Below are 24,162 nucleotides of genomic sequence, written 5' to 3'. Positions count from 1 at the left end.
CACGGGCCCCGGTCAGTGTGATCGGTTGATGGCGGTGAGGACGCGGTCAGAGTTGATCCATTCGACGTGTGATAGGTCGAGGCCAGCGATCTTGCCGAGATAGGTGTGGGCGCGTTGTTTTATGGTTTCTGGGGTTGGGGTGTCGCCCCAGATGCAGGTGGGCCGTTTCGTGACGCGGTTGTGGCGGAATAGAACGAGGGTGCCGGTGTCCATGGTCAGGTAGATGGCGAGCCGGCGGTAGGCGTTGGCGTGTCCCTTGGGCATTGCGGGTGGTGTCTCGTTCTCGCGGTTCAGTTGGCCAGTCGGCGGATTAGGGCGTGGGTGGTGTCGCGGTCATAGGCGCCCGCGAAGGCCGCGCGGGCGTGGTGGGTGTAGGTGGTGAGGGTGTCTGGGTTGTCGACAAGTAGCAGACACGTTCGGGTGCGGATGGCGACTGCTGCGGTGTTGTTCGGCAGGCCGAGGAGTTGGTAGGGCTCGCCGTCGGGTGTGGTGTCGGTGACGCGGATGGTGATGTCCGGGTTATGCGTGAGCGCGGCGAGGTGGGCCAGTCGTTCCGCCCGGTTGCCGGGCGGGTGAGTGAGCGCGGTTCGAGTGATGAGGAAGGCGCATTGAACGCGGGCCGGTGGCGTCGCGTCGGGTGTGAGGAGATCGGGTAGGCCGGTCGGGGTGACGGCGGTGATGTCGGTGGCCGTGGCTTCGAGGTGGGTGAGCGGGGTGCGGTCGACGCGGTCAGGGGTGGCATAGTTGAGCAGCAGTCCGTCGTGGTGTTGGTGGCGTTGCTTGGCGATCCAAAGCAGGTGGGCGCGCTTACGGCCGGTGACGCCGCACAGGGCGAGGGCAGCGGCGATGTCTTCGATGGGTGTGGCGCGTTGGGCCTTGATCATGCGGCAGACGGTGGCCACGGAGATGCCGATGCCGTCGCCGAGCATGCGGTAGGTCAGGCCCGCTTCGGTGGCGGCGCGGCCGATGGCGGCGCCGATGATGCGGGTGGCGAGGTGTTTGCGCCTGAGGGCCATCGGCGCCGGGTCGAGCGGCGTCGGATCGGTGTCCACGCTGGGGCTTTCCTTGTCAGATGGGGATGACGCGGTCGAGGGTGTCGGTGTGGGGGTGGCGGATGAGGACGTGGCCGCCGTCGTTGTGGGCGCGGTGCAGCAGCGCGCCGAGGGCGACCAGCCGCCGCAGGGCTTCGGTGTGGCTTATGTGCTCGGTCGCGGCGAGCTGTGCGATGGCGTCGCGGGTGGCGGGGGTCATGTTGGCGTTGAGTCGCGGGAGTTTCCCGGCCGTTCGTCGGTTGTCGGTCACGTGATCTTCCAGACGGGGGCGACAGTGGATTGAATGGGGCATAAAGGGATTCCCGGCTGATCGAAGAACGCCCCTGATGTCGGACCACGGTTGGTATCCGGGTGTGGCCCGACAACAGGGTGGCCCGGTCACGCAGCGGCACCAGCGTTGTGGGTGGCTGGTGGCGGTGACGCGGGCCGGGACGGAATCCCGCTGCCCCGGTCGGGTCGCGGCGGCCAGTGAGGGTGGTGTTCCGTGGTCTGGCTAGCCGGTCAGGATGCGTGACGCAGGGTTCGGGAATTCGCTCACTAAGCACCGTCCAAGGCGGGGAGGTTGGCCGCGCGAAGCCGGGCACCCTCCGGGGACGCGGTACGCGAAATGCAGCGCTCGCAAGGCATCCCGCCCAATCCAGGCAACACCTCCGCCACCCCTGGAACGGCAGTGAACCCGCACAACGCCGTCAACACCGCAGGCGGTGTCCCGCCGGACACCGGCACGGGTACTAGGTGCACGACCCTTTGCGTCTCACGCACCCCCGGACTTGATCGCAGACGCACCAACAACACCGCCGCTGGCCGCGCGCCGCCGGTCATCGCCTGCTCCGGCACAGCCACCGCGTCCACCGCCGCTCACGACGGTCGGACACACTCGGGGAAGGCTGCACACGCGCCACCATGAACCGGCCACACGCTGGACACGGCGGACGCGGCGCGCAGTGCGAGGACGCTGGCACCACCGACGCGCCGCATACTGCCTCGAACACCCCTGACATACAGGTGCCGAATTCCTCGTCTTGCACCGCGTGGTCGAGCCGATCCAGACAGGTCAGCCAGATCACTGGCGGTCGGGTTCGCATCGGAGCCGAGGTCATCACCGACCTCGCAGGTCGCGTACATCGCGCGCCACGTCGCGGATGGTCAATCCGATGGTCAGGGCAGCCGACACGCCCAAAAGGATGAGTACCCATACGGTGCCGCTCATGACGGCACACCGTGTGGGCCGCAGTAGTGCTTGATCATGTGCGTCTCCCAACAGTTGGATCGGTCGCACCTTCCGCGGCCGTGGTTCGTCGTGGTGGTGTCGACGATGGGTGTTGGGAACGCGGGGCGGGGTGCATGTCACGCATATGGCCTGCGGATATGTATGGCGCGCATTTCCGCAGGTGGCGTACCGTGTCGGCCGGTACACTGTCGGTCATCGTCTGGGATAGGGGTAGCGATGGCCGATCGGTCGCATCGCGGGGTCTGCCGTGAGTGCGGCGCACGCTTGGCCGCGGACAACTGCGGTCGGCTGTGCAGCCCGTGCGCGCGCAACGTGACAGCTCAGCGGGCAACGCGCAGCAGTTGCCGGACGCGTTCTGGGACTCGGCCGAGATCGTCGAAGCCCTTGCGCAGCGCCAATTCGGCAAGCTGCTGCGGGCCTACCGCAAGGCGCAGACGCCTGAGATCAAACAGACCGACCTGGCGGTGTGGCTGGGCTTGACCCAAGGGCAGGTCAGTCGGATCGAGCGAGGCGACACCCCGACACGGGACCTCGACAAACTCGATCGGTGGGCAAGGACGCTGCGGATTCCCCAGCGGTGCCTGTGGTTCACACTGTCACCGGATTCGCCTCACGCATACGCATCCGCCGCACCGGCTTCTACGCTGCCGCCATCCACCCGCGCAGACAGTCAAGGCGGAGACGTGCATCGACGACAGTTCCTCGCGACAACGGCGCTCGGCGTGGGCGCCTCGCTCTTGCGTCCCAACGGAACCAAACAACCGGCGCCGATACCGGCCGGTTCGATCGGCAGCCCTGAAGTCGATCTCGTGCGAGAGATGACCGGCGCGTTCCGCCGGATCGACAACCGCTACGGCGGCGCGCACAGCCGTACCGCCGTCACCTCCTACATAACCTCGACCGTCGAACCGATGCTCACCGACACTCGCGCCAAGAACGCCGTGCGGTCGGAGCTGTTCGGCGCATCCGCCGAACTGCACCAGCTCGCCGGGTGGATGGCCTACGACACCGGCCAGGCCGAGGCCGGGCGACGGCACCTGCGCACGGCGTTCCGCCTGTGCCAGGAAGCCGGCGATGACGCGCTGGGCGCGGAGATGCTGGCCGGCATGAGCCACCACGCCGCGTTCCACGGCAGTCCCGACTCGGCCGTCGACCTCGCCCTCGCCGCACGCCAGACCGCCAAGCGGGTCAACGCCCCCGCCCTCCACGCCGAAGCCGCTGTGATGGAAGCACACGGTTTGGCTCTGCGCACTGACAAGCGAGGCTCGCTGGCGGCGCTGCGCGAAGCCGAGAACCTCTTCACCGGCGTTAACCCAGCCCACCTGCCGACCTGGCTCACCTACTTCGACGCTGCCTACCTCGCCGCGAAGTTCGCCCACACATTCCGTGACCTCGGCATGGCCGAGGACGCCGAGGCGTTCGCGCGCCGGTCCTTGGAGATGAGCGCTGGATACGAGCGGGGACGGCTGTTCAACACCGCTCTGCTCGCCTCGATTCTCGCCGACCAAGGCAAGGTGGACGAGTCGTGCGCGCACGGCTCCCTGGCTGTGCAGATGACCGGGTCCGTGCGGTCGGTCCGCAGCGCCGCCTATCTCGCCGACCTGGCGCGGCGGCTGGCGCCCTACGGGTCGCACGCGGGTGTAGGAACGCTCTACCGGCAGATGGTCGACGTCGGCATCCCGGTCCCCACCCGCTAGCCCGCGCCGAACGCCAACACGTGAAGGAGACCGACCAACGACGCCGCGCCGACGATCTCGCCGCGCCCGATCAGGTCACGCACCGAGGCCAGCGGAATCCACTCGACCCGCTCGGCCTCGTTGATGTCCTCCGGTGTGCCGATGTAGTCCGCGCCTGAGGCCACATAGAGCAGGTTCTCCGCGTCCGCGCTTCCCACCATGGGCTGCAGCGACACCAGCGGCCGGACGTTCCGGGGCCGCCACCCCGTCTCTTCCTCGACCTCACGAGCCGCCGTGGCACCGGGGTCCTCGTCGGGATCGACGTAGCCGCCGGGAAGCTCCCACACCCACTTGTCGATGATGAACCGGTGCCGCCACATCATCAGCACTCGCTCCTGGTCGTCGACGACAACCACCATCGCGGCCTTCGGCACCCGAAGCACGTACTGCTCGAACGTCACACCATCGGGCAACTCGACCGACGCCACACTCAGCCGCAGCCGCCGACTGTCATCGACGAGTCGTTCACCGTGGATAACCCAACGGGTCGACTCCGCGCCCTGCCGATCAATGGTCACTGGCCCGCCAATTCATCGACTTCCTGCCATTTGACGGAAGCGGGACGCCCGCCGTCGGTGGACATGAATTCCTTGATGGCCGCCTTAATCGTGGCGAGCGGGATTTCGGCGTTCGACGGGAACTCCCGCCAATGGCCCATGTAGAAGTACGGCACCGGGTTGCCGCCCGCAGGCGCCGCACCGGTACTGACGACCCCGAGCGGCCAGTCCCGGCCCGCATACCGGATCAGCCCACGCTCGGCCGCCACGCCGACATCCAAGCCCTGCGCGTAAGGATCGCCGGAAAGGTGGACGTCCATGAGGATCGGCGCTGTCGAGGGCGATTGAGCGGCGACCGCGTCGATGAGCGCGTCCACCTCGTCCTCGGTGGCCACCACGACCGGACTCTCGTCGTGCTCGGGCAGGTAGTAGACGTCTAGGGAACCCACTTCGACGTTCCTCCTCCTCGATATTCTCGGCGGAATCCATCGGTACCGTACACCGTGAGCACATAGCCAGGCGGAAGAACCACCGGCACCAGCGCGTCACAACCCATCGGCCCCTTACAGGGAAGGTTATTCACTACCAACGTCGCCGACCGAATGCCATTCTTCCGCATATGCACCGCCAACTTGATTTCCACATCGGTGACGGTCGTCGGAATACGTCTCGCCTTCAGCTCCTCCGCGAAGAACCGCAACGCCTGCTTGCCCTTGGCGTCAGCGCCGCTGACCTCAGCGTGCACGGTGCCATCGGCGTCGACCCACCGACCGTGGGTCTTCTGGCCGCTGCTGGGCACGACCGGCGGCGGCAACTCGCCGCGCAACCGATCTATCTCGACAATGGGCACATCGGCGGACGCCTTGTCCGGCGCGCGCTTGGCGACCGTCGCCCGGCCCTCGACCGCCCGCCCGCCGACGACGGGCGCCCCGATGCAGGAGAGATACGCGCGCACTACGTTCTCCACCTGATGCAACGCGGCAAACGGTGCGGCCAGCGCCTGGTGCGCTTCCTCGAACGCGGCGACTGAGCCCAACGCTTCAGGCGAGGTTGAACCGTACGTGGCTGTCGCGACCGCTTGCCGGGCCTCCTCAAACCGCGTCGCGGCGGAGTTCAGACAACCGCGGGCCGCCTGGACCTTGACCAACACCTCGCCAAGGATCGCCGCCAACGCATCGACAGACACGCCCCAATCGTAGTGAATGCCTGGAGCGCGGTCCGCCGATCCTTGACGACCAACACCGGAGCAAGTGTCGCAGGCAGGAGGTACGGTCGGTCGACCCGCAGGCGTCTTGTTGATCTAATAACGTGCTGGTACCGAACTCTTTCCGAACTCTTACCGCGCAGGTCAGAAACCCCACGGTAGTACCCCCCTAGCAAGGTAGGAAGGCCTAAATTCACTGTGGTTCCTTCGCCCCACCTTTCACCCACACAGGCCCATTTGGAGGGGTCCCCGAATCAAGGCGAACCACCCGAACAGGCGCAACAGACCAAAGACCTCTCGCTCAAACCTCCCAGCGAGCGCACAGTGAACCCATGGGTTCCTATGTGGAAATCGCCGGTCATCGAACCTGGGTCGAGGACCGCGGCGGCGACGGTGAACCGCTGCTGCTCCTGCACGGCGGTCTCAGCAACAGCGACACCCTGCTCGACGCCCTGAGTTCCCTGTCCGACCGATTCCGGCTGGTCGCGTTCGACAGACGAGGCCACGGCCGGACAGCCGACACCGACGCCCCCTTCCACTACGCCGACATGGCCACCGAAACCATCGCCGTCCTCACCGACGTCATCAAAGCCCCAGCCCACCTGGTCGGCTGGAGCGACGGCGGCATCGTCGCCCTCCTGGTCGCCATCGACCGCCCCGACCTCGTGAACAAAGCCGTGGTCATCGGCGCGAACTTCCACGCCAACGGCGCCATGCCGGTCGAGATCGACCCCGACTCACCGCTGGCCCAGGAGCTCACCAAGGACTACCTGGACCGGTCCCCGGACGGCCCCGAACACCTCGAAGCGATGTTCGAGAAGGCCATCACGATGATGTCCACGGAACCCACTCTCACCGTCGACGACATCGCGCGTATCCCCAACCCGGTCCTAGTCCTCGTCGGTGACGACGACCTGATCACCCTCGGCCACACTTGCGCCCTCTACGAGGCTCTGCCGCACGGCCAACTCGCCGTAGTCCCCGGCGCCTCGCACGCGGTGCCCCTTGAGCGGCCCACCACCGTCGCGGGCCTGATCACCGACTTCCTGACCGGTGACGCGCCGCGGACCATCATGCCGATCCGGCGAGCACGCAGCGTGACCGACGAAAAGTAGGTCCGGACGCCCGATTGCGCCGAAATCTCCGGGTGGACCACCACTCCGCAGGTGGTTCAAACCACCGCCCGAAAATCAAGAAACAGCAGCTCAGCATGCCTTGACGCCCCTCTGGGGGCGACATACGATCCTCCGCCAACGGGTAAAGACAGTTACCGATGAAAGTGGTGGAGACGGGTGACGGAGGAACTCCGGGTCGATCGCCGCGGCACGAAGCAGTCGCTGCGGGTCCGCAACCTCGCTCTGGTGCTACAGAGCGTGGCCGCGGGTGACGGCGCGGTGAGCCGGGCCGACATCCGCCGGTCCACCGGACTGCCCTCCGCCACCGTCTCCGAGGTCATCGCCGACCTGGTCGAACGCAAGGTCGTCCGCGAGGTCGGCCAGGCCCGCTCCAGCGGCGGCAAGCCCGCCACGCTGCTCGCGCTCGACCGGGACCACCACCTGTTCATCGGCGTCCACGTCGGCCGCAACCAGCTCGTCGCCTCCCGGGTCACGCTCGGCGGGCGCATCCAGGAGACGGTCTGCCTGCCCTACCAGGCAGGCGACAACCCGATCCCGCTCGCGGCCGAGGCCGTCGCCCAGCTCTGCCGGGACGGCGAGGTCAGCGCGATCGGGCTGGCCACCCCCGGCGTCGTGACCAGGGAGGGCGTCCTCACCCAGGCCCTGAACTACGGCTGGTCGATGGTGCCCTTCGGCGACCAGCTCTCGAAGGCCTGCGCCGGGCTGCCCGTGCACGTGATCAACGACAGCAACGCGGTCGCGCTGTCGGAGGTCGTGCTGTCCGACCGGTCGCGGGTCAGCCTCGTGCTGCTGTGGCTGGGCACCGGCATCGGCGCCGGGATCGTCCTGGAGGACCGCCTCTACGAGGGCCACGGCCACCGCGCGGGCGAGATCGGGCACATCGACACCGGCGCCGACGCGTTCTGCATCTGCGGGCGGACCGGGTGCCTGGAGGCCATCGCCGCCCTCCACGCCATCGTCGGCGACGCCGACGACTCCACTGTGGACGAATTCGTCCGCGGTCGGACCACCACCCACCCCGCGCGGCGTCTGGCACACCGGGTCCGGCGCGCGGCCAAGGAACTCGCCCGGCTGGTGACCACGCTCGAGGCCACCCTCGACGTCGCGGACTTCATCATCGGCGGACCGATGGCCACCCATCCCATCGGCCCCTCCGTCCTGGCCGCGGTCAACGACGAACTATCAGCACGGACCATGCCCGGCTTCTCGACCGTGCGGGTCGAGTTCTCCGAGTTCGGCGCGCACGACGTGGTGATCGGCGCGGCCGCTCACGCGATGTGCCAGGAACTCGGGGTCATGGTCACCCTGCCCGACGCGGCGATCGGCGCGTCGGCACCAAAGACACAGCCTTCCAGGCCCAATGAGGAGGAAGAAATGGCCTTGTCCCAACATGTCGCCGTGCGCGCGGCCGCGGTCGCGCTCACCGCGTCGCTGGCCACGGCGGGGTGCGGCACCGACAGCGACACCCTGGTCGTCGAGGTGTGGACCCACGAGTTCGCCCCGCTGCAGAAAGCCCTGCAGGAGAAGTGGATTCCCGAGTACGAGAAGGCGAATCCCGGCACGAAGATCAAGCTCACGTCGATCCCGTTCGCCGGTGTCGTCTCTTACGACTCCAAGCTGCTCTCCGCGCTGTCCTCCGGCAAGGGCCCGGACGTGTGGGACATGGGCGACTGGAACTACTCCTCGTTCAACAAGAGCGGCTTCCTGGAGCCGATCGACGCCGCCGCGTTCGGCTACGGGTCGGACAAGGAGCTCATCGACGCCTACCAGCCCGGCGCCACCAAGGCGATCGAGAAGGACGGCAAGCTCTACGGCCTGTTCTCCGAGTTCAACACGCTGAACCTGTTCTACAACACCGAGGTCTTCGAGAAGGCAGGCATCCCGCCGCTGCCCGCGGACAAGCCGGTGTCGTGGGAGCAGCTCGGCGCGATCGGCCAGAAGCTGCGGGTGGAGAACGGCGGCAAGATCGAGCGCACCGGCTTCCAGTTCGGCTTCTTCGCCAACTTCCGCTCCCCGCAGTGGTACGCGCAGAACTTCTACACCCTCATGCGCCAGTACGGGCAGGACGACCTGTACGTCGACGGCAAGCCCGCCGCCACCTCCGAGGCCGTGGTCAAGGCGTTCAAGCTGATCCACGACTACACCTTCCAGTACAAGGCCTACGACCCGACGTTCCTCAACAACTGGTTCGCCGACGTCCCGCAGGGCCGCGCGGCGATGGTGCAGGCCGGAACCTGGTACCCGGCCTCGGCCAAGGAGTCGAACCCGAACTTCAAGTTCGCCGTGGCGCCCAACCCGGTGGTGAACCCCGACGACCCGAGCACCTACCAGAACATCTCGTGGCTGTGGGGCTGGTCGGTCAACGCCAAGAGCCCGTCGCCGCAGAAGGCCGCCGCGCAGAAGTTCCTCGCGTTCGTCCTCGGCAAGAAGGGCGAGACCGCGCAGGCGGCGTACTGGTTCGAGCACGCCGGATTCCTCCAGCCCAGCAAGGCTTTCCTGGAGTCCGACGCCTACCAGGCCGCGCTCAAGGAGTCGCCGTGGCTCAAGCTGTGGATCGACGCGTTCGACAAGTACAAGATCGCGCCCGTCCCGCACAGCTATGACGAGCCGGGTGCCGCGCTGGTGCGCGCGATCGACCGGGTCATCTACGACAAGGTCTCCCCGTCCGACGCCGCTCAGTCGCTGCAGCAGGAACTCAGCAGGCTCGACACCAAGTGAGACCCGGCGCCGCCCGGCCGCCCTTCCGGGCGGCGCCTCCCCGGTCCCGCGTGAAAGGCCCTCCCATGCTCAGGTCTCGCGAACTCCGCGTCGCCGCCGTCTTCATCTCGCCCGCGATCCTGTTCTTCCTGGTGTTCTGGGCCGCGCCCGTGCTATTGGCCGCCTACTACTCGCTCACCGACTGGCAGGTCGGCGGGTCGGAGACGTGGGTGGGGTTCGAGAACTACGCCAAGCTGTTGTCCGACCCCCAGTTCCACACCGCGGTCTGGTCGTCGCTGACCATCGTGGTGATCGTCATGGTGATCAGCCTGCTGCTCGCGCTCGGCGTGGCACTCGTGCTGTCCGACCCGCGCATCCAGGCGGGCAGACTGTGGCGGGTAGCGGTGATCATCCCGGTGGTGACCGACTGGGTCGCGACCGGACTGGTTTTCCAACTCTTCTTCCTGCCCAACCAGGGCGTGCTCGCCTCGCTGGGGCAGTCGCTCGGGATCGACGCGCTCAACACCGTGCGCTGGACGACCGACGCGGGTCTGGCGCCGTGGGCGATCGCGATCTTCGTGGTGTGGAAGCAGACCGGCCTCTACGCCATCTTCTTCCTCGCCGGCCTCAAAGGCATCCCCACCGACGTCCTCGAAGCCTCCAAAGTGGACGGCGCGAACTCCTGGCAGGCGTTCTGGCGCATCCGCTGGCCGATGATGACCCCGGTGACGGTGTTCGTCGTCGTCCTCGCCTTCGTCACCACGCTCGGCCTGTTCGAGCCGGTCTACCTGCTGACCGGCGGCGGCCCGGCGGGCGCGACCCGGACGCTGCCGCTGTTCCTGTTCGAGAACTTCTTCACCTTCGGCAACAGCGGCTACGCCTCCGCGGCGGGCATCTACTTCCTGCTGCTGAGCCTGGTCTTCACCTACCTCGCGTCCCGAATCCTGAAGGACAGCCTCGAATGACGACTCTCGCGACGCGCCCGCCGGTCGGCGGCGCCACGGACCGGCGGCGCAGGGGCCGCGGCACGGGCCGGACCGGCAGCAGGCTGGGCCTGGCCGTCAAGTACCTGGTCCTGGTGGCGTTCACCGTGTTCAGCCTGCTGCCGCTGGCCTGGATGGTGTCATCGGCGTTCAAGTCGGCCGAGGACGTGCTGGAGGTGCCGGTCCGCTGGATCCCCAAGGAATGGCACCCGGAGAACTTCGTCAAGGCGCTGGTGGAGCCCCGGTTCACCGGGCACACCTTCCTGGAGTTCCTGATCAACAGCACGATCGTTGCCACGGTGACGGCGCTGGCCAGCGTGGTCCTGTCGATCATGGTCGGCTACGGCTTCGCGAAGTTCCGGTTCAAGGGCCGCGAGGCGTTCATGTGGACGCTGCTCGGCTCGACGCTGCTGCCGTTCTCGTCGGTCGTCATCCCGCTGTACCTGGTGATCGACTCGCTGGCGCTGACCGACACCCTCGCCGGGCTGATCATCCCGTTCGTCATCACCGGCCAGGCCGTGTTCATCTCCCGCCAGTTCATCCGCGGCATCCCGACCGCCTACATCGAGGCCGCGCGGCTCGACGGCGCGAGCGAGTGGGCGATCTTCCGGCTGGTCATCGTGCCGCTGACCGGTCCGGCGGTGACCACCGTCGCGGTCATGAGCTTCCTGTTCTCCTGGAACCAGTTCCTGTGGCCGCTGGTGATCACGTCATCGCAGGAGGGCTTCACCGCGCCGCTCGGCCTGTCGATGCTGGGCATGGGCTCGACGTTCAACACCGACTACAGCGTGTGGATGGCGGCGTCGACCATCGCGATCATCCCGCCGCTGATCTTCTTCCTCATCCTCGAACGCCCGTACCTGCGCGGCCTGGAAGCCATGGCGGGTATCAAGTGATCCGAGCCGTCTACTACTTCGAGGACACCCTGCACGAGGCCGGACCGGCCGGTGGCCGGGAACTGCTCGCGCAGGCCGCGGAGATCGGCTTCACCGCCGTGGTCACCGAGCCGGTGCGCCTGCCGGAGTGGCTGATCCCGGTGGCCCGCGAACTCGGCCTGAAGACGTTCGTCGGGGTGGCCTGCTTCTCCGACCACGCCGACCCCGTCCTGCCCGAGCGGCCGCACCTGTGGCCGGTCGAGGCGTCGGGCAGGCGCAGGCCGCGCCAGGAGTGGTACACCGGCCTGATCCCGACCGACGAGGAACACAACGCGGGCATCGTCGCGCGGTGCGCCGAGCTGGTCGAGCAGGGCGCCGACGGGGTCATCGCCGACTTCATCCGCTGGCCCATGCACTGGGAGCTGGAGCTGCGCGCGCCGGAGCGCCACCAGGAGACCTCGTTCGACCCGATCACCCTCGCAGGGTTCGCCGCCTGGGCCGGGATCACGCTCCCCGACGACCCGGCGTCGGCCGCGGCGGTCATCCATGGCCAGCACGCCGAGAGCTGGTACGCCTTCCGGCGGTCCGTGGTCACCGACGTGCTGCGCCGGATCGCCGTGGCGGTGCGCGCGGTCGACCCCGACGCGCTGGTCGGCGCGTTCGTCGTGCCCGCCACCGAGGCGCAGCGGCTGACCTGGCTCGGCCAGGACGTCGCCGCGTTCGCCGAGCACTGCGACGCGCTCTTCCCGATGGCCTACCACGCGATGACGCACCGGCCGCCGTCCTGGGTCGCCGAGGTGACCCAGGAGATCGCCGCCGCCAGCGGCGGCGTGGTGGTGCCGGTCGTGCAGTGCACCGCCGACCCGGCGGTGAGCGACGGCGCCGACTGGGGGCACCGGTTCGACGCCGACGAGTTCGCCGAGGTCCTCGCCCAGACCGCCGACGCCCCCGGCGTCGTCGTGTTCTGCGGCGAGGGGCTCACCCCCGACCGGGCGCGGGTGGTCGCCCGGTCCTTCGGCCGGGCTGACCTGCCCGCACTGAGCGAACGACGAGGAAAGGAGTCATTCGACAGCCGGCTTTCCCTCCGCAGCAAGGACCTCGCATGATCTCTCGCCTGTCCCCATCGGCACCGCGCGCCCGCGCGGTGATCACCCGACTCGCCGTCGTCGCCACCGCCGCAACCGGCGTGGTGGTGTTCGGCCAAGCCCCTGCCGCCTTCGCCTCCTCCGCCGACACGCTCGTCCCCAGGGTCGCGTCATGGACCCCGGCGTCGGGCACCTACACCCTGACCTCGTCCAGCCGGATCGTCGTGGACTCGGCCACCGCGTCGAGCTACACCTCCGGCCCCGACTCGCCCCAGACCTCGCGCCGCACCCTGTCCGAGGTCGCGGGCAAGCTGAAGACCGACATCCTGGCCGTCACCGGCCGGAACCTGACCGTCGTCACCGGCGGCACGCCCGCCGTCGGCGACATCACCCTCGCGCTGTCCAACAGCGACAGCGGGCTCGGTGTCGAGGGCTACCGGATCGCCGTCGGCGACCAGGTCGCGGTCACCGCGCCGACCTCGACCGGTGTCTTCGAGGCGTCGCGGTCGATCCTGCAGCTGCTGCGGACCGACGCGGGCAACGACAACATCACCCGGGGCACGGTCCGCGACCTGCCGTCGCTGCCGTACCGGGCGGTGTCGGTCGACCTCGGCCGCCGCTACTGGGAGGTCTCGGCGATCCAGGACCTCATCCGGCAGCTGTCGTGGCACAAGCTCAACGTGCTGCAGCTGCACTTCAACGAGAGCGAGGCGTTCCGCCTCTACAGCCCGAACTACGCGGGCATCGCGCCGACGGCGTCCACGGCGCGGTACTCCCAAGCCGACATCGCCGCGATCGAGGCCGTCGCCGCCGAACACCACATCACCGTGGTGCCGGAGATCGACATGCCCGCGCACTCCACGGCGATCGCGCTGGGCGGCGGCAGCAACCGGTCGCTCGGCCCGCAGTGCGGCGCCGCCAACGAGTGGGTGCTGAACTACATCGACCCGACCGTGCGGACGTGGGCGAACAACCTGCTCGACGAGTTCGTGTCGTGGTTCAGCGGGCCGTACTTCCACATCGGCAACGACGAGGTGCCGCATGAGCTGGCGTCCTGCTCGTACGTGCAGAACGCCATCAACACCGACCCGGCGATCAACAACTTCGAGGACCTGCAGGAACGGTTCATCGCCGAGCAGAACGCGGTCGTCAAGGCGGCGGGCAAGCGCACGATGATGTGGGCGAACGCGGCGAACATCCTGCCGGAGACCGACATCATCATGGTCAACTTCGGCTCCGACGCCAACGCGGCCACGCTGCGCAACGCCGGGTACGATGTGGTCAACACGGCGTACAACACCGGCTCGTACACGCGGTTCTTCCTGATCCCGGCCGCCTTCGGCGACAGCAGGCACGTGCCGAAGGGCACGATCTACGCGTGGACGCCCGCGACCCCGGGCGGGCGCAACCTCGGCCAGCAGGTCGCGGTGTGGTCCGACCAGATCTACTTCGGTGACACCAAGTACTTCACCGACGAACTGGACTCCCGGCGGGCCGAACTGGCCGAGCGGACGTGGAACTCCACGGCCACCAGCGTGACCTACAGCCAGTTCACGGCCAAGGTCGCGGCGGCGGGCGCGGCACCCGGCGTCAACACCTCGGCACCCGCGCGCGTCGCGAACGGGCAGCCGGACCAGTACTACGACTTCAACGAGAACATGCCCATCACCTCGGCGACGCACTTCCCGCAGGGGTACAGCTACCCGACGGCACGCGACGGCGTCGGCGGCAAGCACGCGGCCGCCTACAGCGCCGACGCCCCGGTCTTCCCGACCACCGGCTACTGGGGCAGCGGTGCCCGGTTCACCGCCGCGACCAACGACAAGCTGCACATCGGGGCCTCCGACCTCGCGCCGCCGTGGACCGTGGCGACGTGGGTGCGGCGGGAGACCAACGGCACCGACACCCAACTGATGCGGGGCTGGAACACCGCGATCAAGCTGGAGCAGAACGGGACCACCAACCGGGTCGGCGTCACGACGTACGGGGTCGGCGACTACTCCTTCGCCTACACCGTCCCGCTGAACACGTGGACCCACCTGGCGATCGTCGCCTCGCCGAGCGGCACGTCGCTCTACGCGAACGGCGCGCTCGTCCAGACGATCCCGCAGACCGTGGCCCTTCCGCGCGGCGCGGTGGGCGGCAACCGGGCCTTCGGCGGCACCCTCGACGAGCTTCGTCTCTACGACGAGGCGTTGAGCGGGGCCCAGGTCGCCGACCTGTACGCCGCTTACGGGTCCGACCTGGCGTTGGGCGGGGTGGCCACCGCGTCCACTGTGGAGACTGCCGCGTTCCCGGCTTCGGCCGCGGTCGACGGAGTCACCACGACGCGCTGGTCGAGCCTGCGGTCCGACCCGCAGTGGATCAGGGTCGACCTGGGTGCGGTGAAGTCGGTCAACCGGGTGAAGCTGACCTGGGAGGCCGCCTACGGCAAGGACTACCAGGTCCAGGTGTCCACCGACGGCACGAACTTCACCACGATCCGCACGGTGACAGCGGGCGACGGCGGAGTGGACGACCTGACCGGGTTGTCAGGCTCCGGGCGTTATGTCCGGATCTACGGCACCGCGCGGGGCACGACTTACGGCTACTCGCTTTGGTCGCTGGAAGTGAGCGGGTCGTAAGGCAGACGGTGGTGCGCGCCGCCTCCAACACGGCGCGCACCACCTTCCCTCTGTGGGAGGAACGGCGTGGACACCAAGTACCGGCACGTGGCCGACCAACTGATCGCCGCCATCGACCGCGGCGAGTACCCGGTCGGCAGCACCCTGCCCCCACTGCGCGAACTCATGACCCGCTTCGGCGTCGCCCGCGGCACGGCCAGAGCGGCGGTCGCCCTACTGGTCGGCGAGGGCCTGGCGGTGGTCAAGCAGGGCGTCGGCACCCTGGTGTGCGGGACGGCGCGGGGTACCCGACCTGCCGCGCCCGAGCGGGTCGCGCGCCCTCAGCTGGAGGTGGTGGTGAGCGGGTGGACAGGGGTTGGCGCCGACGTGGCGGCTCGGCTGGGGTTGTCGTCGGGGAGTCTCGCGGTGCACCGGGTCCGGCACCACCGGCAGGGAACTCGGGTGGTGCAGATCGACCAGCAGTGGGTGCCCGCCGGGGTCGCGGGCCGGATAGAGCGCAACACGGGCCAGGACATCGCCGACAGGGAAACCACCCCACACACCCACCTGACGGACCTGATGCGCCGGGCGGGCCTGAACCCGGTGATCGCGGCGGTGACGATGACGGCGCGGATGCCGGAACAGGGGGAGTGCGCGACCATGCGCATCCCGGCGAACCGGCCGGTCCTCGTGGCCTATCACGTCGTACACGACTCGTCGGGGCGGCCGGTAGAGACCACGACAACGGTCGCGTCCGCCGACAAGCCGACGCCGATGTTCACGATCCCGATGAACTAGGGCCAGGGCGCCAGGGACCCGACGGAGATGAAGCGCTCCTGATCACTGCCGACGAGGGCGACCCGGACATGATCGGGACAGGTCGCGGTGCCCAAGGGCCACGGAACGATGACGCCGTAGTCGCCGGTATGGAACCCGCGAACCACCTCGACGAAGTCCCCAGCCCCGTAACGACGGGTCGTGTCGTGGTCGGACATGGGGTGAATTCTAGGCCACCACAAGGAGACCGGGGACGGAGAGCGGCCCGCACGTGCGGGCCGATGGTCAATTCTGGGGTGATGGTGTCATTGGGGGCACGAGGAAAGTCGGCAGTTAGCTGGAATCCCCCGTATTGACGAACCTGACGTCACCATTCGGCCCTGCCACAGCACCAGATCGGCCGTGCAAACCCCTCAGGCTGAGCACTGGATCCGCCGCCCGACAACGGCACGGGACCAGCCACAACACGAACGAAACCGCTGGCCGGCATCGGCACGAAACCCACTACGGACCCAGTTCCCGCCCGGACGGGGTGCCCTCTTCTGCTACCGCAGACCCCACTGATTGCAGAGCCTTCTGCTGGCGCAGAGCTGACGTATGAGCAAGCTCAAGCAGTGCCACCAAGCGGGCGCTCCCTCGTCAATCCGGCCAAGGGATCGCAAGGACGAGGGGGCGGGGGGAAGTGCAGGGACTTCGGTCCCCAACGAAGGGATCTGCATCGTCGTTCTTTGAGCTGCCCCGGTCTGTTGGTTGGGCCGCGTAGGGCCGTTGTGGTGGGGTGTGGGTGGCTCTAGCCGACTGTGGCCAGGTTGTCCTGCGCGGCGAACTGGCTTGTGGGGCGGGGGAGGCCGTAGTGGCTTCGCAGGTCCTTCGACTCGTACTCCGACCGGAACAATCCACGCTCCCTCAAGATCGGCACCACCTGCTCCACAAACTCCTCCAACCCCGAAGGCAACAACGGCGCCATCACGTTGAACCCATCCGCGGCCCCACCCGTGAACCACTTCTCAATGTGACCCGCGATCTGCTCCGGCGTCCCCGCGACAACCTGGTGCCCACGTCCCCCACCCAACCGCGCCAACAACTGCCGCAGCGTCAACCGCTCCCGCTCAGCCAGGTCGCGCACCAGCTCGAACCGGCTCTTCGCCCCATTGATGTGACTGACCGGAGGAAGCTCCGGCAGCGGCTCATCAAGCGGATGTTCCGTCAGATCCACCCCGATCATCTCCGTGAGCTGGCGAACCGCCCGCACCGGAATGATCAGGTCGTCCAGCTCCTCAGCCAGCGACAGAGCCTCCGCCTCAGTCCCGCCAAGCACAGGCACGATGCCAGGCAGAACCTTGACACCGTCCGGAGTCCGCCCAGCCTTGACCACAAGCCGCTTCAGGTCCGTATAAAACGCGGTGGCATCCTCGAAAGTCTGCTGGGCAGTGAACACAGCCTCAGCCCACCGAGCCGCGAACGCCTTCCCGTCCTCACTCGATCCGGCCTGCACCAACAGTGGCCGTCCCTGCGGACTCCGCGTCGCGTTGAGTGGGCCGCGTACCGAGAACCACTCGCCCCGGTGGTTGATTTCGTGGACCTTCGACTCGTCCGCATACACGCCCGATGCCGGGTCGACGATCAGGGCGTCGTCCTCCCAGCTGTCCCACAACGCCGTGGTCACCTCAAGGAACTCTGCGGCGCGCTCATACCGGCGGGCGTGTTCGACGTTCGTGTCGCGGTTGAAGTTCTGGGCGGCGCGGTCTCCGGCGGTGGTCACGATGTTCCAGCCCGCCCGGCCGCCGCTGATGTGGTCGAGGGATGCGAAGAGTCGGGCCAGGTTGTACGGCTCGCTGAAGCCGGTCGACGCCGTGGCGATCAGTCCGATGTGTTCGGTCACGGCGGCCAGGGCGGTCAGCAGGGTCAGCGGCTCGAATCGGTTGGCGATGCTGTGTTTGACGTCGCCCCAGACCTGGACGCCGTCGGCCAGGAAGACCGAGTCGAAGGTGCCGCGTTCGGCGATCTTGGCCAGGTTCTGGAAGTGGCGGACGTCGTCGAGGGCGGACAGGTCGGTCCTCGGGTGCCGCCAAGCCGCCTCGTGGTGGCCGACCCCCATGAGGAAGGCGTTGAGGTGCAGTTTCCGCTCAGCCATTGCGGCACTCCCAGTCGAGACAGTGAAACGAATCGGTCCTCTCGACTATCGCCGCGGCGCGTGTGTCCGGGCAACATTGCGCGGCGTGAAATTAAGTCCGTCCACTCAGTGGAACGTGTCCGAAAGGGACAATGGGTCGGCGTAGATCTCGCTCAGCAGGGCGGCACCGGCCGCCATGCCCAGCACGATGTCGGCGTCAAAGCTGCTCGCCACCACCGACCGGGCCGGGTCCGCGCAGACACGGGACCACTGCTCGACCTCGCGGCGCACAGTGGCCAAATATTCTGGCAGCAGGATCGCGCCGATGTCGGTCACGACGAGCACGTCGGGGTTGACGATGTCGAACAGCGTCGCCGCCGCGCGGCCGACCATTCGGGCGCGTTGCGCCAGGGACGCCTGCGCGCCCGCGCCGCCGTCCAGGGCGGCCTCGACCAGGTCCATGATCGACGGCCGGCCGATCAACCCCTCCGCCATCGCGCGCGTCGCCCACGCGCGGTCCGACACCGTGGCCTCCAGGCAGGCGCAGCGGCCGCAGAAGCAGCTGACGGTCGGGTCGCCGAGTGCGAGGTGGGCGATGTCGCCCGCGCCGGACCGGGGGCCGCGGTGCGGTTCGCCGCCGGTGACAATCGCGGCGTCGACGACGTTGCCGACGAACAGGTGGACCACGGACTCGCCGCGTGCGGTGCCGAACAGCTGCTCGGCCCCCGCGAGGGCGCGCGCGTGGCTGTCGACCCGCACCGGGAGGCCGGTCTGGCGGGCGAGAAGCGTGCGCACAGGGACGTCGTGCCAACCGAGGGACGCGTGTTCGATGAGCACGCCTTCGTCGGGGTCGACCCAGCCGCCCGCCGCCACGCCGAGGCCGAGGGGGATCCGGCCGGGGGAGCGCAGGTCGGTGAGGGCGGTGGCGGCCGCGGACAGGACCCGTTCGGGGTCGTCGTGCTGGTGGGGGAGTTGCTTGCAGGCAAGGACCCGACCGCGCAGATCCAGGGCGGCGAGGGTGCTGAAGTCGTGGGCGATGTGGATGCCGAGGACGACATGGCTGTCGACGTCGATGTCGACCGGGACGTGCGGCCGTCCGACACCTCGATAGACAAGGCCGTCGGTGACCTCGCTGACTAAGCCGAGTTCAGCCAGCACCGAGAACTGGCGGGTCACCGCCGCCGGACTGAGCCCGGTCAGCCGCGCCACCGTGCTGCGCGCCGTCGGCCCGTGTTCGAGGACGGCGCGCAGCATGACCGCCGCGCTCGACGAGCGGCGGCGGTCAGTGCTGACGGCCCACATGTCTCCGATCGTGACACCCGGCCCGCCCACTGGGCCAAGGCGACCAGCATGTGGAACTACGAGGTGATGGCCGGTCCTTTCGGGCTCAGCGCGGGTCCCACCGCCAGCAGCGAACCGGGTGCGCGACCCTTGCCCCACCCGATCTTCTCCCGATAGCTCCCCAGCAACCCGACCGCGACGAGCTGCTCTTCGTCACGCGCGGCCGAGTCGACCGGCTGCGGATGGGTCTGGGGCGCCACGAACAGGGCGTCGACCGGGCAGTTGGCCTCGCACTGGAAGCAGGTCTGGCAGTCCTCCTGCCTGCTGATGATCGGAATCCCGTCCGCACCCCGGTCGAAGACGTTCGTGGGACACACCTTGACGCACTTGTCGCAGCCGATGCACCGCGAAGCCGACACCAGCTCGATCATGACGCGACCGCCGCGCTCGCCAACAGCTCTGGCCGCGCCCAGACCTGGTCCAGCCCACCCGACGTGATCCGGTGGTGCTGCGCCGGGTCGACCTCGGGGAAGTCGAGCCGCTTCGCCATCCCCCGCGTCTCGGTCCTGGCCAGCGCGGAGGTATACATCCACCGCGCGTGCGCCACCATCGCCGCCGCCTGCCGCGCCCTGACCAGGTCCACACCGTCGCCGTGCAGGCCCTCGCGCAGGCTCGACCAGGTCTCGTTCAGCACACCCAGGGACGCGGTCAGCGTGTCGCCGTGCCGGAGGTAGTTCTTGTTGTACGGCAGCACCTCACCGCGAACCACCTCGATCACCTCAGCGGTGGCCACGGTCCCGGACCCGGCGGGCCGGATGCCCGCCCCACCCGCCGGAATCAGCCGCCTGCGGCCGGCGCCCACCGACCGGGCGAACCCCGCCGCGGAATGACCAGCCCACGTTCCCGACGAGATGGCCCACGCGGCGTTGTGGCTGCCACCGCCGGTGAAGCCGCCGCAGATCAACTCCCGCGTCGCGGCGTCGCCCGCGGCGTAGAGCCCGGGAACGGTCGTCGCGCATCCGTCGTCGGTGATGCGGATGCCGCCCGTGCCGCGGACCGTGCCCTCGGCCAGCAGCGTCACCGAGAACAGCTCGGTGAACGGGTCGATGCCGAGCCGGTCGAAGGTGAGGAAGAAGTTCGGCTGCGCCAACCGCATCGCCGCCTTGTCCGACTCACCTGCCTTGTCCAGCTTGCAGAACACCTTCTCCGCCAACAGGGTCCGCGCGATCACCGACCGACCGCCCTGGCTGCTCGCGCCCTCGATCACCGTGCCGTCGGCCCGATAGAACGTGGCGTAGTTGTAGAACGCGGTCTTGGTGACCGACGTGTGCTCCGGCGCGATCCCGTACGCCGTGGAGAACTCCATCCCCGACAGCTCCGCCCCCACCTCGGCGGCGAACAGCGCGCCGTCCCCGGTGTTGACGTCACAGCCCAGCGCCTTGCTCAGGAACGCGCACCCACCGGTCGCGAGCACCACCGCGCCCGCCCTTACTTGGAACCGCTGGTCGGCCTGCCGCCGATAGCCCGCCGCCCCGGCCACCGCCCCCGTGCCGTCGGTCAGCAACTCGACGACGGGACTGTGGTCCAGGATCCGCACCCCGGCCCGCCGCACCCGGATCCGCATGCGCCGCATGTACTCCGGCCCCTGCAGCCCGTTGCGCAGCTGCTGCCCGTCCGGCCCGACCGGGAACGGGTACTTCGCGACCTCGGCCAGCTCGTTCATCCGGGCGTAGGTCTCGTCCAGCACCCGCCCCATCCAGCGCCGGTCCGCGAGATACCCACCCAGCGCCTCGCGGCTGGCCATGGCCTTCTCCCGGGCCTCCGGGACCGGCGGGACGTACCAGACGCCCGTGCCACCGGAGGCCGTCGCGCCGCTGGTGCCGCAGTAGCCCTTGTCGGCGAGCACGACGTCGGCGCCAGCCTCGGCCGCCTTCAGCGCGGCCCAGGTCGCGGCCGGTCCGCCACCGACGACCAGGACGTCGGTGGTCAAGTCGAGGATGGTCACAGCGAACCTCCGACCGGGACGCGCCACGAGGTGAACTTGCGCTCCAGCGCCACGAGGAGCTGGTTGAACGTCACACCGATCGCCGAGATGGTGATGATCCCGGCATACATCTGGGGGATCGCGAAGTTGTACTGCGAGGCGTTGATCAGATAGCCCAACCCCGCTTTGGCGCCGACCATCTCGGCGGCGACCAGCACCAGGATCGACACCGCCCCCGCGAGCCGGATGCCGGTGAAGACGGTGGGCACCGACGCGGGCAGGATCACCTTCTGGAACAGCCGGAACCCGGTGACGTCCATCGACTTCGCCAGACGCAGCAGTGTCGGGTCGACCGTGCGGACGGCGGTGATCGTGTTGAGCAGGATCGGCCAGGTGCACGCGTAGAGCACGATGGTGATCTTCGAGGTCTCACCGATGCCGAGCAGCAGCACGAACACCGGAAGCAGAGCCAGCGCGGCGGTGTTGCGGAAGACCTCCAGCAGGGGGCCGAGCAGGTTCGCCACCGGCTTGTACCAGCCGATCAGAAGCCCGAGCGGGACGGCGATGAGGACCGCCAGGCCGAACCCGCTGAACGAGCGCACGAGACTGGCTTCGGCGTTGGCGAGGAGCTGGCCGTTGCCGAGCAGTTCCAGCCAGGCGGCACCGACCTCGGTGAAGGGCGGAAGGAAGGTGGCGTCGACCAGGCCGAGCCGGGGCGCTGTCTCCCAGACCGCGAGCAGCACGAGAATGGCGATGACCTTGGTGGAGATGGTGGCGAGGATGCCGCGCACCCGGCTCACCTTCTGTCCCCATCGCCGCGAACCATCCACAGGAGACGGCGCGACCTTCTCCCGCCCCGCCTCCGCCGATAGACTGGCCAAGGGGACGCCCCCCAGGGAGGGCGGGGGCTGCTTGCTTGGGGGTTCCGGGCGGTCCTCGGTTTGTGCGGTGGTGGTCTTGGTGGGGGCGCTCATGCTCCGACTACCTCCTTCTCCTGTTGCTGGGCGCGGGAGACCTCGTCGTGCAGTAGCTCCCAGATCTCGTGGCGGTAGCGGGCGAACTCGGGGTCGGACCGCAGGTCCGACTGCTTCGTCCGCTCCCCAAGGTCGATCGGCACGATCTCCTTGATCCGCCCCGGCCGCGAAGTCAGCACCGCGACCCGCTGTCCCAAGTAGACAGCCTCATCGATCGCATGTGTGATGAACACGATCGTCTTGCCGGTGCGTTCCCAGATGCGCAGCAGCTCGTCCTGCAGTGACTCCCGCGTCTGCGCGTCCAGCGCCGCGAACGGCTCGTCCATCAGCAGCACCGTCGGGTCATACGCCAGGCTGCGCGCGATCGCCACGCGCTGGCGCATGCCGCCGGACAGCTCATGCGGGTGGCGCTGCTCGAAGCCGGTCAACCCCACCAGGTCCAGGAACTCCTGCGCCCTCGCCGCCCGTTCGCGGCGGGGGACGCCGGTGGCCTCCAGGCCGAACTCGACGTTGCCGAGGGCGGTGCGCCAGGGCAGCAGCGCGTACTGCTGGAACACGATGCCGCGGTCCAGCCCGGGGCCGGTGACGGGCTCGCCATCCAGCAGGATCCGTCCCTCGGTCGGGGTGGTCAGGCCGCCCAGCAGGTCGAGCAGTGTCGACTTGCCGCAGCCGCTGGGGCCGACCAGCACGACGAACTCGCCGCGGGCGATGTCCAGGTCGATGTCCTCGACGGCGGTGAACTCGGTGCGCGACCGGCCGTCCTTGACCGGGAACCGTTTGGTGATGCCTTGGAAGCGGATGTGGGCGGTCATGGCTCAGCCCTTCGCCAGGTCGTTGAACTCGTTGGTGTAGAGGTCGGTGAGCTTGACCTGGCCGGGCTTGATCTCGCCGCGGTCGGTCAGCCAGTCGATCCAGATCTGCAGTTCCTTGTCCAGGATCTTGCCGCCATTCTCCGCGACCCCCGTGGACTTCCAGTGCTTGAGCGCCCCGGGGTCCTCGTTGCGCCCGCGCTTGTTGATGATCGCGAGCTTGCGCTCGATGACCTGCTCACGCGGCGTCGTGCGGCTGTACTCGATCGCCTTGGCGACGCCGGTGACGAAGATGCGCACGGTGTCCGGGTTGTCCTTGATGAACTTCTCGGTGAACACGTATGTGCCCGCGGTGAACGGGCCGAGCAGGTCGAAGTCGGAGAACAGCTTGCGCACGCCGCCCTTCTCGAGGGCCTTGTCGCGCAGGATGCCGCCGAGGACGCCGACCTCGATCTGCTTCTGCCGCAGCGACTGCTCGGTGTTGACCGGCGGCACCACGATCGGCTCGACCTTCTTGATGTCCTCAGCGGACAGTCCGTTGCGCTTGAGGTAGATGCCCAGCATGGCCTCGTGGTGCGCGCCGAGGGTATTCATGCCGACCTTCTTGCCGAGCAGGTCGCGCGGCTCCTTGACCGGGCTGTCTTCCAGCACGAAGAAGCCGCTGTAGGCGTCCTTGTCGGCGCCGTAGTAGCCGATGACCGACTTGATCGGCGCGCCCGCGCCCTTGAGTTTCACCACCGCGCCGTTGAACGCGCCGCCGAAGTCGACCTGGCCGGTCGCGGCGGACTGGATGTCCTGCGGGCCGCTGATCGTGTTGCCGACCCACTCCAGCTTGACGTCGCCGAGGTAGCCGAGGTCGGCGGCCAGCTCGGGCAGCGACACGTCGCCCGCCCAGCCCTGGTAGCGCAGTGTCTTGGTCTGCGCGCCCGTTCCGCCCGCGGCGGTCCCGCAGCCCGTGGCGGCCGCCGCGACGCCGAACATGGCCAGGCTGAGGAAATTCCGTCGGGTGGTCGTCACAGTCGTTCCCTATCTGTGCGAAATGTTGGGACATTAGCGAATTGGCGGGCGAATTCACGCGAACAATGCGGCCGATTTCGCTGCGGTCATACCTTCACACCGGGCGAA

General features: G+C 68.4%; 22 protein-coding genes. 8 read left to right on the top strand and 14 right to left on the bottom strand.

Annotation, left to right across the window (positions count from 1 at the left end):
* Positions 1–12 precede the first annotated feature (12 nt).
* Genes ACSHT8_RS10250 through ACSHT8_RS10240 form a run of 3 tightly spaced genes read right to left on the bottom strand, consistent with a single transcriptional unit; the run spans position 13 to position 1,302 of the window.
* Entirely contained in the window at positions 13–264 is a 252-nt protein-coding gene (locus ACSHT8_RS10250; RefSeq protein WP_436500014.1) for a hypothetical protein, read from the bottom strand.
* A 26-nt stretch (positions 265–290) separates the two neighbouring features.
* Complete coding sequence (locus ACSHT8_RS10245; protein WP_436500012.1) at positions 291–1,052, bottom strand: Scr1 family TA system antitoxin-like transcriptional regulator; 762 nt, start codon at positions 1,050–1,052, stop codon at positions 291–293.
* Positions 1,053–1,068: 16 nt separating this feature from the next.
* A complete protein-coding gene (locus ACSHT8_RS10240) occupies positions 1,069–1,302 on the bottom strand; it encodes a hypothetical protein (protein WP_436500010.1) in 234 nt (77 codons plus the stop codon).
* A 1,232-nt stretch (positions 1,303–2,534) separates the two neighbouring features.
* Here ACSHT8_RS10240 and ACSHT8_RS10235 point away from each other — a divergent pair.
* Positions 2,535–3,980, top strand: coding sequence for a helix-turn-helix domain-containing protein (locus tag ACSHT8_RS10235; protein WP_436500008.1), 1,446 nt, complete (start codon positions 2,535–2,537; stop codon positions 3,978–3,980).
* On the opposite strand, the gene ACSHT8_RS10230 is transcribed toward ACSHT8_RS10235, so the two are convergent.
* Genes ACSHT8_RS10230 through ACSHT8_RS10220 form a run of 3 tightly spaced genes read right to left on the bottom strand, consistent with a single transcriptional unit; the run spans position 3,977 to position 5,702 of the window.
* A complete protein-coding gene (locus ACSHT8_RS10230; RefSeq protein WP_436500006.1) occupies positions 3,977–4,537 on the bottom strand; it encodes an NUDIX hydrolase in 561 nt (186 codons plus the stop codon). The two genes, ACSHT8_RS10235 and ACSHT8_RS10230, sit on opposite strands and share 4 nt — an antisense overlap.
* Positions 4,534–4,965 carry an Imm1 family immunity protein gene (locus ACSHT8_RS10225; protein ID WP_436500004.1) on the bottom strand — a complete coding sequence of 144 codons (432 nt, stop codon included), beginning with the start codon at positions 4,963–4,965 and terminating at the stop codon, positions 4,534–4,536. The genes ACSHT8_RS10230 and ACSHT8_RS10225 overlap by 4 nt, the downstream gene beginning before the upstream one ends.
* On the bottom strand, positions 4,953–5,702 hold the full coding sequence (locus ACSHT8_RS10220; protein ID WP_436500002.1) for a DddA-like double-stranded DNA deaminase toxin: 750 nt from the start codon (positions 5,700–5,702) through the stop codon (positions 4,953–4,955). Before ACSHT8_RS10220 ends, ACSHT8_RS10225 begins: the two co-directional genes overlap by 13 nt.
* A 350-nt stretch (positions 5,703–6,052) precedes the next feature.
* Here ACSHT8_RS10220 and ACSHT8_RS10215 point away from each other — a divergent pair, with 350 nt between their 5' ends.
* From ACSHT8_RS10215 to ACSHT8_RS10185, 7 genes are all read left to right on the top strand, one after another.
* Positions 6,053–6,835, top strand: coding sequence for an alpha/beta fold hydrolase (locus ACSHT8_RS10215; protein WP_436500000.1), 783 nt, complete (start codon positions 6,053–6,055; stop codon positions 6,833–6,835).
* Positions 6,836–7,012: 177 nt separating this feature from the next.
* Positions 7,013–9,574, top strand: a complete 2,562-nt coding sequence (locus ACSHT8_RS10210; RefSeq protein ID WP_436499998.1) for an ROK family protein — start codon at positions 7,013–7,015, stop codon at positions 9,572–9,574.
* A 65-nt stretch (positions 9,575–9,639) separates the two neighbouring features.
* Entirely contained in the window at positions 9,640–10,518 is an 879-nt protein-coding gene (locus tag ACSHT8_RS10205) for a carbohydrate ABC transporter permease (RefSeq protein ID WP_436499997.1), read from the top strand.
* A complete protein-coding gene (locus ACSHT8_RS10200; protein WP_436499995.1) occupies positions 10,515–11,432 on the top strand; it encodes a carbohydrate ABC transporter permease in 918 nt (305 codons plus the stop codon). The genes ACSHT8_RS10205 and ACSHT8_RS10200 overlap by 4 nt, the downstream gene beginning before the upstream one ends.
* A complete protein-coding gene (locus tag ACSHT8_RS10195; protein ID WP_436499993.1) occupies positions 11,429–12,517 on the top strand; it encodes a hypothetical protein in 1,089 nt (362 codons plus the stop codon). The genes ACSHT8_RS10200 and ACSHT8_RS10195 overlap by 4 nt, the downstream gene beginning before the upstream one ends.
* Complete coding sequence (locus tag ACSHT8_RS10190; RefSeq protein WP_436499991.1) at positions 12,514–15,120, top strand: family 20 glycosylhydrolase; 2,607 nt, start codon at positions 12,514–12,516, stop codon at positions 15,118–15,120. Before ACSHT8_RS10195 ends, ACSHT8_RS10190 begins: the two co-directional genes overlap by 4 nt.
* Positions 15,121–15,186: 66 nt before the next feature.
* Positions 15,187–15,897 (top strand): GntR family transcriptional regulator, encoded by a 711-nt coding sequence (locus tag ACSHT8_RS10185; protein WP_436499989.1) that lies wholly within the window; start codon positions 15,187–15,189, stop codon positions 15,895–15,897.
* Here the strand turns inward: ACSHT8_RS10185 and ACSHT8_RS10180 are convergent.
* From ACSHT8_RS10180 to ACSHT8_RS10145, 8 genes are all read right to left on the bottom strand, one after another.
* Positions 15,894–16,094: a hypothetical protein gene (locus tag ACSHT8_RS10180; RefSeq protein WP_436499987.1), complete on the bottom strand. Its 201-nt coding sequence runs from the start codon at positions 16,092–16,094 to the stop codon at positions 15,894–15,896. The genes ACSHT8_RS10185 and ACSHT8_RS10180 overlap by 4 nt on opposite strands.
* 572 nt (positions 16,095–16,666) lie before the next feature.
* Positions 16,667–18,010, bottom strand: coding sequence for an LLM class flavin-dependent oxidoreductase (locus tag ACSHT8_RS10175; RefSeq protein ID WP_436499985.1), 1,344 nt, complete (start codon positions 18,008–18,010; stop codon positions 16,667–16,669).
* Positions 18,011–18,115: 105 nt separating this feature from the next.
* Entirely contained in the window at positions 18,116–19,291 is a 1,176-nt protein-coding gene (locus tag ACSHT8_RS10170) for an ROK family protein (RefSeq protein WP_436499983.1), read from the bottom strand.
* A gap of 56 nt (positions 19,292–19,347) precedes the next feature.
* Positions 19,348–19,701, bottom strand: coding sequence for a 4Fe-4S binding protein (locus ACSHT8_RS10165; RefSeq protein WP_436499981.1), 354 nt, complete (start codon positions 19,699–19,701; stop codon positions 19,348–19,350).
* A complete protein-coding gene (locus ACSHT8_RS10160) occupies positions 19,698–21,275 on the bottom strand; it encodes an FAD-binding protein (RefSeq protein WP_436499980.1) in 1,578 nt (525 codons plus the stop codon). Before ACSHT8_RS10160 ends, ACSHT8_RS10165 begins: the two co-directional genes overlap by 4 nt.
* The gene (locus ACSHT8_RS10155) at positions 21,272–22,228 is read right to left on the bottom strand and encodes an ABC transporter permease (RefSeq protein WP_436499978.1); all 957 of its coding nucleotides are present in this window, start codon (positions 22,226–22,228) and stop codon (positions 21,272–21,274) included. Before ACSHT8_RS10155 ends, ACSHT8_RS10160 begins: the two co-directional genes overlap by 4 nt.
* Complete coding sequence (locus tag ACSHT8_RS10150) at positions 22,225–23,040, bottom strand: ABC transporter ATP-binding protein (protein WP_436499976.1); 816 nt, start codon at positions 23,038–23,040, stop codon at positions 22,225–22,227. The genes ACSHT8_RS10155 and ACSHT8_RS10150 overlap by 4 nt, the downstream gene beginning before the upstream one ends.
* 3 nt (positions 23,041–23,043) lie before the next feature.
* The gene (locus ACSHT8_RS10145; RefSeq protein ID WP_436502031.1) at positions 23,044–24,018 is read right to left on the bottom strand and encodes an ABC transporter substrate-binding protein; all 975 of its coding nucleotides are present in this window, start codon (positions 24,016–24,018) and stop codon (positions 23,044–23,046) included.
* Between the last annotated feature and the right edge of the window lie 144 nt (positions 24,019–24,162).

It is taken from the genome of Actinokineospora sp. HUAS TT18 (assembly GCF_051364635.1).
In the GTDB taxonomy this organism is placed as follows: Bacteria; Actinomycetota; Actinomycetes; order Mycobacteriales; family Pseudonocardiaceae; genus Actinokineospora.
This window is presented reverse-complemented; position numbering and strand designations above follow the sequence as displayed.

Excerpts from the sequence above, each read along its gene's own strand:
- ACSHT8_RS10165 (WP_436499981.1), bottom strand. The coding sequence starts at position 19,701 with ATGATCGAGCTGGTGTCGGCTTCGCGGTGCATCGGCTGCGACAAGTGC.
- ACSHT8_RS10180 (WP_436499987.1), bottom strand. The coding sequence starts at position 16,094 with ATGTCCGACCACGACACGACCCGTCGTTACGGGGCTGGGGACTTCGTC.
- ACSHT8_RS10145 (WP_436502031.1), bottom strand. The coding sequence starts at position 24,018 with ATGTTCGGCGTCGCGGCGGCCGCCACGGGCTGCGGGACCGCCGCGGGC.
- ACSHT8_RS10250 (WP_436500014.1), bottom strand. The coding sequence starts at position 264 with ATGCCCAAGGGACACGCCAACGCCTACCGCCGGCTCGCCATCTACCTG.
- ACSHT8_RS10205 (WP_436499997.1), top strand. The coding sequence starts at position 9,640 with ATGCTCAGGTCTCGCGAACTCCGCGTCGCCGCCGTCTTCATCTCGCCC.
- ACSHT8_RS10190 (WP_436499991.1), top strand. The coding sequence starts at position 12,514 with ATGATCTCTCGCCTGTCCCCATCGGCACCGCGCGCCCGCGCGGTGATC.
- ACSHT8_RS10215 (WP_436500000.1), top strand. The coding sequence starts at position 6,053 with ATGGGTTCCTATGTGGAAATCGCCGGTCATCGAACCTGGGTCGAGGAC.
- ACSHT8_RS10150 (WP_436499976.1), bottom strand. The coding sequence starts at position 23,040 with ATGACCGCCCACATCCGCTTCCAAGGCATCACCAAACGGTTCCCGGTC.
- ACSHT8_RS10175 (WP_436499985.1), bottom strand. The coding sequence starts at position 18,010 with ATGGCTGAGCGGAAACTGCACCTCAACGCCTTCCTCATGGGGGTCGGC.
- ACSHT8_RS10200 (WP_436499995.1), top strand. The coding sequence starts at position 10,515 with ATGACGACTCTCGCGACGCGCCCGCCGGTCGGCGGCGCCACGGACCGG.
- ACSHT8_RS10155 (WP_436499978.1), bottom strand. The coding sequence starts at position 22,228 with ATGAGCGCCCCCACCAAGACCACCACCGCACAAACCGAGGACCGCCCG.
- ACSHT8_RS10170 (WP_436499983.1), bottom strand. The coding sequence starts at position 19,291 with ATGTGGGCCGTCAGCACTGACCGCCGCCGCTCGTCGAGCGCGGCGGTC.